The 12928-nt window shown below is 63.7% G+C and carries 13 protein-coding genes and 2 tRNA genes; 9 read left to right on the top strand and 6 right to left on the bottom strand.

Translation table 11 applies throughout. The features are described 5' to 3' along the window. Positions 1 to 11 precede the first annotated feature (11 nt). Positions 12 to 1616: a malate synthase A gene (aceB, locus tag VD964_RS12125; RefSeq protein ID WP_324868849.1), complete on the top strand. Its 1605-nt coding sequence runs from the start codon at positions 12 to 14 to the stop codon at positions 1614 to 1616. A 61-nt stretch (positions 1617 to 1677) separates the two neighbouring features. Here the strand turns inward: aceB and VD964_RS12120 are convergent, their stop codons facing one another. Together VD964_RS12120 and VD964_RS12115 are read right to left on the bottom strand one after the other, a co-directional pair. After that, entirely contained in the window at positions 1678 to 2250 is a 573-nt protein-coding gene (locus tag VD964_RS12120; protein WP_324868848.1) for a demethoxyubiquinone hydroxylase family protein, read from the bottom strand. Then, the gene (locus tag VD964_RS12115; protein WP_324868847.1) at positions 2247 to 2765 is read right to left on the bottom strand and encodes a disulfide bond formation protein B; all 519 of its coding nucleotides are present in this window, start codon (positions 2763 to 2765) and stop codon (positions 2247 to 2249) included. Before VD964_RS12115 ends, VD964_RS12120 begins: the two co-directional genes overlap by 4 nt. A 233-nt stretch (positions 2766 to 2998) precedes the next feature. Here VD964_RS12115 and VD964_RS12110 point away from each other — a divergent pair. Further along, positions 2999 to 3083, top strand: a tRNA-Leu gene (locus tag VD964_RS12110). 2 nt (positions 3084 to 3085) lie between these two features. On the opposite strand, the gene VD964_RS12105 is transcribed toward VD964_RS12110, so the two are convergent. Continuing rightward, complete coding sequence (locus tag VD964_RS12105) at positions 3086 to 3502, bottom strand: metalloregulator ArsR/SmtB family transcription factor (RefSeq protein WP_324868846.1); 417 nt, start codon at positions 3500 to 3502, stop codon at positions 3086 to 3088. 94 nt (positions 3503 to 3596) lie between these two features. Here VD964_RS12105 and VD964_RS12100 point away from each other — a divergent pair, with 94 nt between their 5' ends. Beyond that, entirely contained in the window at positions 3597 to 3980 is a 384-nt protein-coding gene (locus VD964_RS12100; protein WP_324868845.1) for a rhodanese-like domain-containing protein, read from the top strand. 36 nt (positions 3981 to 4016) lie between these two features. Here VD964_RS12100 and VD964_RS12095 read toward each other — a convergent pair. Further along, positions 4017 to 4101: transfer RNA gene (locus VD964_RS12095), tRNA-Leu, on the bottom strand. Between the two features lie 254 nt (positions 4102 to 4355). Between VD964_RS12095 and VD964_RS12090 the strand changes: the two genes are divergently transcribed. Further along, complete coding sequence (locus VD964_RS12090; protein ID WP_014246704.1) at positions 4356 to 4535, top strand: hypothetical protein; 180 nt, start codon at positions 4356 to 4358, stop codon at positions 4533 to 4535. 63 nt (positions 4536 to 4598) lie between these two features. Here the strand turns inward: VD964_RS12090 and VD964_RS12085 are convergent, their stop codons facing one another. Both VD964_RS12085 and VD964_RS12080 read right to left on the bottom strand, forming a co-directional pair. After that, positions 4599 to 4844 (bottom strand): hypothetical protein, encoded by a 246-nt coding sequence (locus VD964_RS12085; protein WP_324868844.1) that lies wholly within the window; start codon positions 4842 to 4844, stop codon positions 4599 to 4601. A 106-nt stretch (positions 4845 to 4950) separates the two neighbouring features. Next, positions 4951 to 5736 carry a competence/damage-inducible protein A gene (locus VD964_RS12080; protein WP_324868843.1) on the bottom strand — a complete coding sequence of 262 codons (786 nt, stop codon included), beginning with the start codon at positions 5734 to 5736 and terminating at the stop codon, positions 4951 to 4953. Positions 5737 to 5802: 66 nt separating this feature from the next. On the opposite strand from VD964_RS12080, the gene sfsA reads away from it, so the two are divergent. The 5 genes from sfsA (at position 5803) to VD964_RS12055 (ending at position 11921) form a co-directional block, all read left to right on the top strand. Then, the gene (gene sfsA, locus VD964_RS12075) at positions 5803 to 6561 is read left to right on the top strand and encodes a DNA/RNA nuclease SfsA (RefSeq protein WP_324868916.1); all 759 of its coding nucleotides are present in this window, start codon (positions 5803 to 5805) and stop codon (positions 6559 to 6561) included. A gap of 56 nt (positions 6562 to 6617) precedes the next feature. Continuing rightward, complete coding sequence (gene map, locus VD964_RS12070; RefSeq protein ID WP_324868842.1) at positions 6618 to 7427, top strand: type I methionyl aminopeptidase; 810 nt, start codon at positions 6618 to 6620, stop codon at positions 7425 to 7427. Positions 7428 to 7834: 407 nt separating this feature from the next. Then, entirely contained in the window at positions 7835 to 9196 is a 1362-nt protein-coding gene (locus VD964_RS12065; RefSeq protein ID WP_324868841.1) for a tyrosine-type recombinase/integrase, read from the top strand. 100 nt (positions 9197 to 9296) lie between these two features. Further along, positions 9297 to 9482, top strand: coding sequence for a helix-turn-helix domain-containing protein (locus VD964_RS12060; protein ID WP_324868840.1), 186 nt, complete (start codon positions 9297 to 9299; stop codon positions 9480 to 9482). 129 nt (positions 9483 to 9611) lie between these two features. Further along, entirely contained in the window at positions 9612 to 11921 is a 2310-nt protein-coding gene (locus VD964_RS12055; RefSeq protein ID WP_324868839.1) for an AAA family ATPase, read from the top strand. The last annotated feature ends 1007 nt before the right edge of the window (positions 11922 to 12928 follow it).

Genomic DNA, 12928 nt, shown 5'->3' with positions numbered 1-12928 from the left:
GGAGCAGCACGATGGCCACCAGCATGCCCAGCCTTGAGATCCGCGGTCCGATGAAGCCCGGTTTCGAGGAGATCCTGACGCCGGAGGCGATGGCCTTCCTGGCGGAGCTGGAGGGTCGCTTCGGGCCTGAGCGGCTGCGGCTGCTGGACGTGCGGACCAAGCGCCAGGCGCTGCTCGACAAGGGCCACAAGCCGGATTTCCTGCCGGAAACCCGCGCCATCCGGGAAGCCGACTGGACCATCACCCCGCTGCCCGTCGACCTGCTCGACCGCCGGGTGGAGATCACCGGGCCGGTCGACCGCAAGATGGTCATCAACGCGCTGAACAGCGGCGCCAACGTCTTCATGGCCGACTACGAGGATGCCACCTGCCCGACCTGGACCAATCTGGTCGAGGGGCAGATCAACATCCGCGACGCCGTGCGCCGGACCATTTCCCACGAGGATCCGGCCAGCGGGAAGAAATACCGCCTCAGCGACAAGACCGCAGTTCTGAAGGTCCGCCCGCGCGGCTGGCATCTGGACGAGAGCCATGTGCTGATGGAAGGCGAGCCGATGTCGGGCGCGCTGTTCGATTTCGGCCTGCATGTCTTCCACAATGCCAAGGAGCTTCTGGCCCGCGGCAGCGGCCCCTATTTCTACCTGCCCAAGCTGGAAAGCCATTTCGAGGCGCGGTTGTGGCGCGAGGTCTTCCTGGTGGCGGAGGAATACCTGCACCTGCCCCACGGCTCGATCAAGGCGACGGTGCTGATCGAGACCATCCTCGCCGCCTTCGAGATGGACGAGATCCTCTATGAGCTGCGCGAGCATTCCGCCGGTCTGAACTGCGGGCGCTGGGACTATATCTTCAGCTTCATCAAGAAGTTCCGGAAGGACCCCGCCGCCGTCATGCCCGACCGGGCCGAGGTGACGATGGCCACCCCCTTCCTGTCGGCCTACAGCCAGCTGGCGATCAAGACCTGCCACCGCCGCGGCGCGCCGGCCATCGGCGGCATGGCCGCCTTCATCCCGGTCAAGGGCGATCCGGAAGCCAACGAGGTCGCCTTCTCCCGCGTGCGGGCCGACAAGGAGCGCGAGGCGTCCAACGGCCATGACGGCACCTGGGTCGCCCATCCCGGTCTGGTGCCGGTGGCGCGCGAGGTGTTCGACGCCTACATGACCACGCCCAACCAGATCGCCCGCAAGCGCACCGACGTGACCGTCACCGCCGCCGACCTGCTGGCGGTGCCCGCCGGGCCGAAGACGGAGGCCGGTCTGCGCAACAACGTGGCGGTCGGCATCGGCTATATCGAGGCATGGCTGCGCGGACAGGGCTGCGTCCCGCTGTTCAACCTGATGGAGGACGCCGCCACCGCAGAGATCAGCCGCACCCAGGTCTGGCAATGGGTCCACACCGGCACGGCGCTGGACGACGGACAGGCCGTCACCCTCGACCTCGTCGACCGCGTCATTGCGGAGGAGCTGTCTGCCTGGAAGGAGCGTGTCGGCGCCGATGCCTATGCCAAGGGCCGCTACGCCGACGCCGCGTCGTTGTTCCGCGATCTGGTCGCGCGCGAGGACTTCACGGAGTTCCTGACCCTGCCGGCCTACCAGCGCGTGGTGGCGGAAGGGGCGTAAGGTCCTTTTCGGGGAGAGGGGGCGGCCGGCCCCCTCGGACCCGCCAACCCAGACCCGACCGTCAAATCCTCTCGGCCACCCAGATCACCGCGCGCGTGCCGGCCTTGATCGCCGCCGAAAGCACCGGATAGCCGGCCGCGAGTTCCGCCTCGTTGACGATGCCGATGTCGCGGTGCTCGACCTCCTCCGCCTGGAACTTGCGGATGCTGTCGGCAAGCTCCTGATCCTCGGGGCCGAGGTGCTTCAGCTGCGCCTCGTAATGCTCCTCGATCACCTCTTCGACGGCGACGGTGCAGGCCATCGCCGCGCGTTCGCCGAGGATCGCGGTGCCGGCCCCCAGCAGGAAGCCGGTGACATGCCACAGCGGCTGCAGCAGGGTCGGCCGCACGCGGCGGCGGTTCAGCTGCTTTTCGAAATACTGCAGATGGACCAGCTCCTGCTCCGCCATGTGGCGCAGGGTCTTGCCGTGGCGGCCCTTGCCGATGACGGCGATCTGGCCCTCGTAGATGCGTTTGGCGCCATATTCGCCGGCATGGTCGACGCGGACGATGCGGGCCAGCCGGTCGCGCCGCGGCAGGTCGCCGGGCAGCGCGCCATGTCGCGAGATGGCGTTCGGAGAAGTCGTTTCGCTCACAGTGCAGTCCTCGACACCGGGGTGCGGATGTAGGCGGTGCGTGCCGCGACGAAGGCGTAGGCCGCCAGCGCCAGCGAGATCGCCACGTTGTAGCCCGCCATGGAAATGCCGAACAGCGACCAGGCCACTTCGTCACAGCGGGTGACCGGCGCCGCCATCACCTGCGCCCGCAGCGCCTCCAGCGAATTCGCCGGGGCCGAGCCGCCGCAGGACGAGGTGCCGGCCCACCAATGCTGCTCCACCCCGACATGATAGGCGGCGATGCCCGCACCGGCCAGCAGGGCAAGCCCGCTCGCCACCAGCAGCGCGTCGCCCAGCCCTTTCCAACGGCGGAACAGCCAGGTCACCAGCCCGAACACCATCACCGCCACATAGGGCCAGCGCTGCATGATGCAGAGGATGCAGGGCTGGTAATCCAGCACGAACTGGAAGAACAGGGCCGACAGCAGCACGCCCGCACTGGCCAGGGCCAGCAGCAGCGCGGCAATGCGGGGATCGTCGAAGATGCGGGACATGAGGGGTTTGGTCGTCATGGCCGACAAGGTAGCGCGTGCGCGACCGTTCGACCAGCCGTCCGCGACGCGCGCACCGCCCCTGCGACGGCATGGCAGGGGCGGCACCCCCGCCGGGGAATAAGCACGGCCATGGCAGCGTCCCCGAAGCAGGCAGGCGGGGGATCGGGCTGGCGACAAACGGCGTTCTTTTGCACTTTCCGTTTCCGGACTGTTGAGTTAGAAGAGGCGTCGCTGCGGGCGTGGTGAAATTGGTAGACGCGCCGGACTCAAAATCCGGTTCCGCAAGGAGTGTCGGTTCGAGTCCGACCGCCCGCACCACCTTATTCCGACCGGACTCCCGGTCCTGACCGGCAATCCGCCGTCCCCTCTTCCATTACCGAATCGGTCACGGCATCCGCCACAGCGGCACCGCAGGACGGTGGGCGCTCGCCGGACGAGTGCGGCGGTTGGCAGAACAAGTCGGCCAACACCTCTATGACAGCCGTCACCTCCCGGCTTGCGATCGAGTAGAAGATCGTCTGCGACCTTCGCCGCGTGCGGACCAGCCCGTCGGCGCGCAAGCGCGCCAGATGCTGCGACAGGGCCGACTGGCTGAGCCCGACGATCTCGCCCAACTGGCCGACGCTGCGCTCCCCCTGCCCCAGTTCGCACAGGATCAGCAGGCGCGCCTCGTTGGACAGCGCCTTCATCAACTTGGCGGCGGGCCGCAGCCCCGGAGTCAGGATGGACGCACTCATTGACACTAAATTAGAAACTACTAATTTTATGGTCAAGGGTTTTCCCGGCGTCCGCCCTGCCCGACCAACCGTCTCGATTCAAGGCAAACCGACCATGTCCCTGTGCACGCTGTTCCGCCGCCTGATCCCCACCGCCCCATCGGCCGACCGCAGCGGCGCCGGTCCCATCCGCCAGGTCGACCCAGCGACCGCCATCGAGTGGCAGGCCAGCGGCCAAGCGGTGATCATCGATGTCCGAGAAGCCCATGAACATGCCGCCGGCCATATTCCCGGCGCCATTCTGAACCCGCTGTCCTCTTTCGACCCGTCGCGGGTACCGACCGACCCGGCCAAGCATCTGGTTTTCCATTGCCAAGGCGGCATGCGCTGCGGCCCCGCCGCCGAACGCATGGTGGCCGCCGGCCACACCGGATCCATCAACCGCCTGCGCGGCGGCTTCGCCGCCTGGGTCAATGCCGGGGGTCCGGTGGAACGCTGATTGTTGATATGGAAGAAGGCCGGACTGCAATGAAGATGGTGCGGGCGGCGGGACTCGAACCCGCATACCTTAGGGTGAGGGATTTTAAGTCCCTTGCGTCTACCGGTTTCGCCACGCCCGCGCCCCAGACTCCGCCATCATAGGCCGGTCAGGCGACCGGATCATGACGGCAAAGCTCATGTCGACGGAGCGGCCCCGCGCTGCCCGCGCAGATTGCATACTGCGATATGCAACGCACCGTTCCGTGGTCATGACTTAGACAATCGCGGGGCTGCGGGTCAAGGGGCCTTCGCAAAACCGCAGGCATTCCCATATCGAAGGAAGCGCAACTGCGGGACAGGCCCTGAATAGGGCCGGGCAAAGGGAGGACGCGGCGTGAGCGAGACGAACTGGCTGTCGCTGGTGGCGCTTCTGATGGTGGCCGTTCTGGTGGTGCCGGCCGCCCTTCGCCGGAACCGCGGGGTCGTGCTTCGCAACGCGGCACTCTGGCTGGCGGCGATCGTGGCGCTCGTGTGGATTTATGACCGCTTCGGACCGTTCGGCGCCAACTTCTGAGCGCAGCCTTTCCGAACGGCCAGCTCGCAAGTTGCCTCTAAGGCTCCCAGGGACCAGAGCGCTTCAGGGACGGGTGTCCTCGTTCATCGTCATGATGCCGATTCCCATCGACACGCTGCCGAAGGTCAGCATCAGGCCGGCATAGAGCATGATCGTCGCGGTGATCCCGTACTCGCTGCTGCCGATCAGCGTCGCCAGCTTGGCGACGTCGAACCACAAGAGACCGGTCGCCAGCACCACCGCACCGGCGACGCCCGCTGCCAGATGGCGCAGAAGGAACAGCAACGCCGCTTTCTCAAAGCTCTTCATGGCGGAGCCTCCCGGCAGACGCGGTTTGGATGATGGGAGGCTAATATAGGACCGAATCGGTCCGGGACAATCGATCCGCCGACATAGCTGCGGTCATAGCGCCGCATTACCCTTTCGTACCAACCGTGACGGTCGGCGTACCGCCCAGACGGCGAATGGTGGCCGCCAATTCATCGGCGGCCGCCATCACCTCCACCTCGTCGGTGCCGCGCAGAACCAGGCTGACGCCGAAGAAGCCGTTGCGGAAATAAGGATAGCTGCCGATCTCGAGATTCGGATGGCGATCCTGCAAGTCCGACAGATCGGCGGCGATCACTCCCTCCCCCAACTCGCACGCCACCGTGCGGGCATGCAGCGCCGGTCCGCCGGCCAGCCGCGGCAGGATGCCGTCCAGCATCGCCCGCATGATGTTGGGCACGCCGGCCATGACGAAGACGTTGCCGATCTGGAAGCCGGGCGCCTGGCTGATCGGGTTGTCGATCAGGATGCCGCCGGCGGGGACATTGGCCATGCGCAGCCGCGCCTCGTTGAGTTGGCCGGCGGCGTAATGGCGTTCAAGCCGGGATACCGCTTCCGGATTGCGCTCCAGCGCCACGCTAAAGGCCTTGGCGACGCAGGCGGCGGTGATGTCGTCGTGGGTCGGGCCGATGCCGCCGGTGGTGAAGACATAGGTGTAGCGGGCGCGCAGGGCGTTGACCGCGGCAACGACCTCCTCCTCCACATCCGGCACCACGCGGGCCTCGCGCAGCCGCACGCCGATCTCCGTCAGCTTCTCGGCGATGTGGCCCAAATTGGCGTCCTTGGTGCGGCCCGACAGGATCTCGTTGCCGATCACCAGGACGGCGGCGGTCGGATTTGCTCCGGTCGGGGTTGCGGCGGTCTCGGACGTCATGGCGGTGCGGGTCTCCGTGGAACGCTCTTGTCGAGCGGGAAGGCCAAGGGTAGCGTCGCCGCCAAGATGCGCTTTCCCACCCCCCTTCTTCAAGGCCGCCTGATCCGCCGCTACAAGCGGTTCCTCGCCGACGTCCGGTTGGACGGGGCCGACGCCCTGCTGGACGGGGTGGAGGTGACGGCGCATGTCCCCAATTCCGGCAGCATGATCGGGCTGGACATCCCCGGCTCCGCCGTCTGGCTGTCCCACTCCGACAACCCGAAACGCAAGCTGGCCTACACGCTGGAGTTGGTGGAGGCCGCCGCCCCCTGGGGCGAGGGTCTGGTCGGCGTCAACACCGGCCATCCCAACGCGCTGGTCGCCGCCGCGATATCCGCCGGCATGATCCCGGAACTGGCCGGCTACGACCGGCTGCGGCGCGAGGTGAAATACGGCCGCAACAGCCGCATCGACGTGCTGCTGGAAGACGATCCGGCCAAGCCCGGCTCCCGTCCGCCCGCCTATGTCGAGGTCAAGAACGTCCACCTCCGCCGCCCCGACGCCCCTCATGGTGACGCCGCCGAATTCCCGGACTGCGTCACCGCCCGCGGCGCCAAGCATCTGGAGGAGATGGCGGCGATGGTGGCCCAGGGCTGCCGCGCGGTCATGCTCTACCTTGTCCAGCGCGGCGATTGTTCCCATTTCCGCACGGCGGGCGATCTCGATCCGACGTATCATGACGGTCTGCGCCGCGCGCTGGATTCGGGAGTGGAGGCGCTGTGTTGGTCTTGCGCGATCACGCCCGAATCGATTGAATTGGACCGGCCGCTGCCGATCCGGCTTTAGGGCCGCGGCGGGTTTCGGCATCGGGCTTTCGGTTACTTGGCATAGGGGCTTTCGTCTTGGAACAGGATCACGTCGAATCCAACCGCGTCCGTCTTCATGGTCCGGAGGGATTCGAAGGCATGCGCAAGGCCGGCCGGCTGGCCGCGCTGGCTCTGGACTACATCGTCTCCTATGTGCAGCCGGGCGTCACCACGGGCGAACTCGACCGCCTGCTGGAGCAGTTCATCCGCGACCATGGCGGCATCCCCGCCCCGCTGGGCTATCGCGGCTTCCCGCGCGCCAACTGCATTTCGGTCAACCATGTCGTCTGCCACGGCATCCCGGGCGACAAGCGGCTGGTCGACGGCGACATCCTGAACATCGACGTCACGCCGATCGTCGACGGCTGGTACGGCGACAGCAGCCGCATGTATCTGTGCGGCGATGTCGGCGTGAAGGCGCGCAAGCTGGTGGACGTCACCTATGACGCGCTGATGATCGGCATCGCCGCGGTGAAGCCGGGCGCCACGCTGGGCGACATCGGCCACGCCATCCAGACCTTCGCCGAGTCCCACCGTTTCTCGGTGGTCCGCGATTTCTGCGGCCACGGCGTCGGCCGCGTCTTCCACGAGCCGCCGTCGGTCTTGCATTACGGCAAGCCGGGCGAGGGTCTGGTCCTGAAGGAAGGCATGATCTTCACCATCGAGCCGATGATCAACACCGGCCGCCCCGACGTGAAGATCCTGGGCGACGGCTGGACCGCCGTGACCAAGGACAAGTCGCTGTCCGCCCAGTTCGAGCACTCCATCGGCGTGACCGCCGACGGGGCGGAGACCTTCACCCTGTCGCCGGCGGGGTACACGAAGCCGCCTTACGCGGTGGAGTGAGACCGAAGGGCATTATGGGGTGAGTGGCGGGCGCCGTGTCGGGGGATGCGGCGCCCGAGTTGTTTTTGGCAACCGCCAAGCACTCGATTGACCAGCGCCCGAACTGACAACACCGCAACAACCCCGAAACGAGCAAGGGCTCGGCAATTGCTTGCCGAGCCCTTGAAGAAACTGGTGCCGCAACAGGGATTTGAACCCCGGACCTACTGATTACGAATCAGACAACGTCAGTCAAGCCCAAGCTTGCGGAAGCACGTTTGCGATCGTTTTAGCTACCTACTTTCAACGACTTGGCAGGCAAGCTCCGTTCTCTGAGAATGCTTGGAACCTCCCCAGATCGCTGCACGTTGCGACCTGGGTGCGACCTAGACTGGGTCAAGGTCGCACTTAGCGATAGGAACCAAGTCATGCCGAAATTGACCAAGAAGCTGATCGACGCGACGCCGACCCCTCAACCAGGATCGAAACCGCTCATCCTGAACGACAGCGACGTGAAGGGCTTGAGCATTCGCATCATGCCCACCGGCCAGCGGAGCTTCATGCTGTATTACCGCACTGCCAGCCACAAGGAGCGGCGCCCGAAGCTCGGCGATTATCCGATCCTGACCCCTGAGAAGGCCCGTGACATCGCTCGTGACATGCTCGCCGAGGTGCGACGGGGCGCCGACCCTAGCCTCCAGCGCCAGGACGAACGCAAGGCGGCAACCCTTGCAGAGTTCGCCACACGGTTCATGGCCGAGCACACGGATGCGAAGCGGAAAGCGCGCACGGCCGAGGAGTACCAGCGCCTCCTCGACAAGCACATCCTGCCCGCCTTGGGAAAGCAGCGCGTAGCGGACATTGACCGAACCGAGGTGACCAAGCTGCACCACAAACTTCGAGCGACCCCTTACCAAGCGAATCGCGTGTTGGCTGTCCTTTCCAAGATGTTCAACCTCGCGGAACGTTGGGGTGTGCGTCCAGACGGCACCAACCCTTGCCGGCACGTTGAGAAGTATGCGGAACGCAAAGTCGAGCGCTTCCTGTCTGACGTCGAGCTGCGGGTGCTGGGCGAAACGCTGACGGCGATGGAGGAGGAGCGCACGGCCCCGACCACCGCGATCGCCGCCGTACGCCTGCTGATCTTTACCGGCTGCCGACTGAACGAGATCGTCACGCTGCAGTGGGAGCATGTGGACCTCCCAAACGGCTGCCTGCGCCTGCCTGACAGCAAAACGGGCGCCAAGCTCGTCCACCTCAACGCACCTGCCCGCGACGTCTTGGCGAAGTTGCCACGGCAGCCCGGCAACCCGCATGTTGTTGCCGGCTTTACCGAGGGCGGCCACCTCCAGTCTATGGAGAACATCTGGCAGCGCATCCGGATGCGAGCGACAGTGGCGCTATGGGAAGCGTATCCGGAAAGCGCACCCGGCAAGCTGGTGGTGGACCTCAAGACCCGCCTTAAGTGCCAGCCTGCTCATACCGAGGTCGCCGCAGAAGCGTCTGCGGTGGGGATCAAGCTTCCCGTGGGGTTGACGGATGTGCGCCTTCACGACCTCCGCCACAGCTTTGCCAGCGTTGGCGCGGCGGCAGGCATGGCGTTGCCGATCATCGGCAAGCTGCTGGGGCACACGCAAGCCGCGACGACCCACCGGTATGCTCACCTCGCGGCCGATCCGGTACGCCGAGCAAACGACCTGATTGGGCGACGCCTCGCGGAAGCGATGTCTGCCCAAGAACAGCCGAATGTGGTCGAGGTTGAGTTCCAAGTGACCAATTCCAGCAGATAGCAACTATCGAATTCGGTAACTCTATAAATCCGCTCACGTGGGACGACCTGCGAGCAAGCTCGGGAGAGCATGAGGCATCAACAGCTTCGAGGATGGCCCCATGTCCATGTTGAACGAGCAGGAAGCCGCCGCCCTGCTGAATCTCTCTCCCAAGACTCTGACTCGTTGGCGATGGAAGGGCATCGGTCCGGCCTTCGTGAAGGTCGGAGCTCGCGCCGTACGTTACCGTGAAAAGGACCTTCATTCTTTCCTTGAAACGGGTCTGCGCAACACCACCGAGTCCTAGAAAACGAGTATCCCGGCGGGCTTCCGCTCGTCGGGATTATTGCTTTTCTCCCCGTGACCCAATGCTGGATGCGTTCATCGATATGAACGATCGCAAGTCTACGCTAATTCTTGAGCCCGCGGAGGCAAGATGCCAGACGGCGAAACCTTCAAATTTGAAGATTTGGACTTGACCGATGTTACGCCTGCTACGTGCTATGTACCAAATCTTCCGTTAGTCAGAGCGTATGTTGAAACGCTCCATCACCGTGCCTCGACCATCCGGCACGATGGCAAGTTGGTCGCGGCGAGCTACGGCGAGCAGCCGGATGGGCGATTGTTGCCACCAATCGTCGGCCACTTTTCCGTCGGCGCGGTGGACGCCATGGTCGAGTTCATCATGGACTTGTCGGATGAGCCGCACCGGAACGTCTATGCCAGCTTGGCAGTCTTTCGGCCCGACCTTCCCTCAGGGAAAAAGGGGGGTGAGGCGGATATCGTAGCATCGCTCGGCCTCGTCGCCGACTTCGATGACTTGAATGCGGCGGGATACCGCGATCGTCTTCCGTTGAACCCCGACTGTGTACTGGAGACAAGTGCTGGGCGGTATCAAGCCGTTTACTGGTTCGGCGTGCCTGTCATGCCTGACAAGGCTAAGGCGCTGGCGGTTGCTCTGAAGCAACGCTGTGGATGCGACCACGGCACTGCCGACGTTTCCCACGTCTGGCGCATCCCCGGCACCTACAACTGGCCGAACCGCAAAAAGCTGAACGACGGTCGTCCATCGCTGCCCCAGCGGGTACGGTGGCACGAAGAGTTGGACGATCACAGCACTGAACCCGAGGACCTGAAGAAGGCACTTGGCTTCAGCGACGCGCGCAACATCGCGAACGCCATGGCGCCCTTCATGCCCGACCGCCTTGGCATGGCGTCGCTCATTGATACTCAGCGCGATGTGCCGGCGATCATTTCCCAATTGCCGGATTGGTTGATCCGTGAAATTACGACGGGTAGGACGGCCAAGCAGGAGAGAAGCGGTGAGAACGACCGAAGCGAGGCTGTCCACCACGTAGTGGCCGAATTGAGGGAGCGGGGCTGTCCCCCAAGCGACATCGTTGCCGTGATTGCAGCGCATCCGGCCGGTATCGGCGAGCGGTTCAACGGTGACATGGTGCGGATTGTCGCCGACGTATCACGTTGCTTCCAAAAGGGAGAGGCCAGCGCCGGCTCGCTCAAGGCAACCGTCGCCGATTGGGGCGCCTCCGAGCTAGGCGTCCCCGCTATTTCGGCAGCCACGGCCTCAACCATGATCCAGGCATGGCCAGTGGAGCCGTTTGCTCCCGAAAACCTACCGCCGCGGTGCTGGGTTTACGGGCACTTCTTGTCCCGCGGCAACGCCTCGATGCTCACGGCCGATGGAGGTGTCGGCAAATCTCTCAAGGTGCTCATCATGGCGGTCAGCATCGCTTCTGGACGCGACCTCTTGGGCGTGGGAGTGAAAGAAGTTGGGCCAGTCTGGCTCGTCAGCATTGAGGATGACGAGGATGAGTTGCGCCGTCGTCTTGCTGCGGTGCTCAATCATTACAGCATGTCGTGGAACGATCTGAACGGGAACTTGCATTGGACGACGTTCTATAACAGCAGGTTTCTCGTGGCTCATCGCGACCGCAACGGCAACATCACCATCGTTACGCCTCTGGTCAACGACGTGATCGCGGAAGCCCAGCGCATCGGCGCTGTCGCTGTTATCGTCGATCCCTTGGTCGAGACGCATGCAGCAAATGAGAATTCTAACGAGGAGATGGCCGTAGTGTTGAGTGCCTACCGCCACATCGCGCGCGGCGCCAATTGCGCGGTTTGCGTGGTCCACCACACCTCGAAGGCCAATGCTGGTGGTACAGAAGGAGTTAACCACATGGGGCGAGGGGCTGGATCAATCACTGCCTCCATCCGTCACCAAGCAAGTTTGCTGCCGACGGATGCAGAGACAGCAAAGAAGTACGGCCTGAGCGACGGGGAGCGCCTTCGGTTGGTCCGTTTGGTGGAAGGAAAGAACAACCAAGCCCTGAGCGGCGGAGTTTACTGGTTCCGCAAAGTTACCATCGTCCTGCGCAACGGAGATACGGTAGGCGTTCTTGAGCCGTTCGACATAACGCAGCTTGAACACGAGCGCCGCCGTGAACGCGAACGGGCGGCAGAGCCTGAGTATCGCAACATCGCCGAGATTATCGCACGGGCCATGATTGGGTCCGAGACGCGGATGGGAGATATGGTTGGTATCGTCTGCGATGCTCTCGGTGTTAAGGAACGCACTGCAGGCGAGCGAATCACCGCGTCCATCCCGCTGGCGCCTGGAGTGCGCGAGGTTTGCATCGATGGAACAAACTACCGCCTTTGGCGGCGAAGGGAGGGCAGTCACGCGAAAGCGCCGGTGACTATCGTCAAGGTAGAAAATCCGTAATGATGCAGCCTTGTACAAAGCAGACCGGCGTAACGCTGCATCAAAGGCCTCCAGCCATTTATTGGCAGAGGGAGGAAGCGATGCAGCAGATGTAACGGTTGTGGTCCTGCATCGCGCCCAAAAGCCTATAGAAGCCAACGGATGCAATGATGCAGCAGATGCACCCCTACGGGGCGAACGGCTGCGCTGCATCTTGCCGCTCGCCTGACGTAGAGCGCCCAAGCCGCGCTGCGCAGCGCCTCGTATTCTGCGGTAGCCTCACAAGCAGCTATGGAGGACGTTATCTAGCGTGAGGACCCACGCCTGAAGTCCTCCGGCGCCTGAACGTCGGTAAACACGCCACGAGCCGACATGAGATTGTACACAACTCAAGATTTTTGCGTTCATTTTTTGTTGATTGGCCCGTTATGCATTAGCTCTCAGACCTAATAGCGACGTGGGCCTGGGTTGGTGCACACTTAAGGCCACTAACCCGGTTGCGACTGCAGGGGTTCCTTCACTTTGATCTGCCTGCTCAGTCACCAGATCTATGTGTAGGAAGCGATAAGAGCGCTCGTCCAAGACCACAGAGCTCCATGCACGGACATGCTTGGGCCAAGGGCGACAATCGTTGGTCTCATACCAACCAGGAAGGCGGCTGTGGATTGGCCGCTGCGATGTTAGGGACACCACCGGGATGGCAGGGCAATAGTTCCATCGCAAGATGCACCCCACCATGGTGGTGAAGTATGCCGAAAAAGGCTGGGGAAATGTACTTTTCATGTGCGTTGCAGAACCCACTTCACTGGAGACCAGTGGAGGTGGCTCATGGCAAATGATCACGACGCGCTCTGGAAGGCGGTTGAAACGTTGCAACGAGATGTCGCTATGCTCAAAGCTGAGCGCGACGGTACTCCACGGAGTCGCGCGCGAGGACTCTTGAATTATGCCCGAATGACTTTCGAGACACGGGACACGGCGCACGCATGGTTGTTGCGACCGTGCAGCCACCTTGGGGGTAAAACACC

Source organism: Azospirillum sp. (assembly GCF_035628975.1).
GTDB lineage: Bacteria > Pseudomonadota > Alphaproteobacteria > Azospirillales > Azospirillaceae > Azospirillum.
Note: the sequence above shows the minus strand (reverse complement) of the source record. Positions and strands in the feature narration are given on the sequence as shown.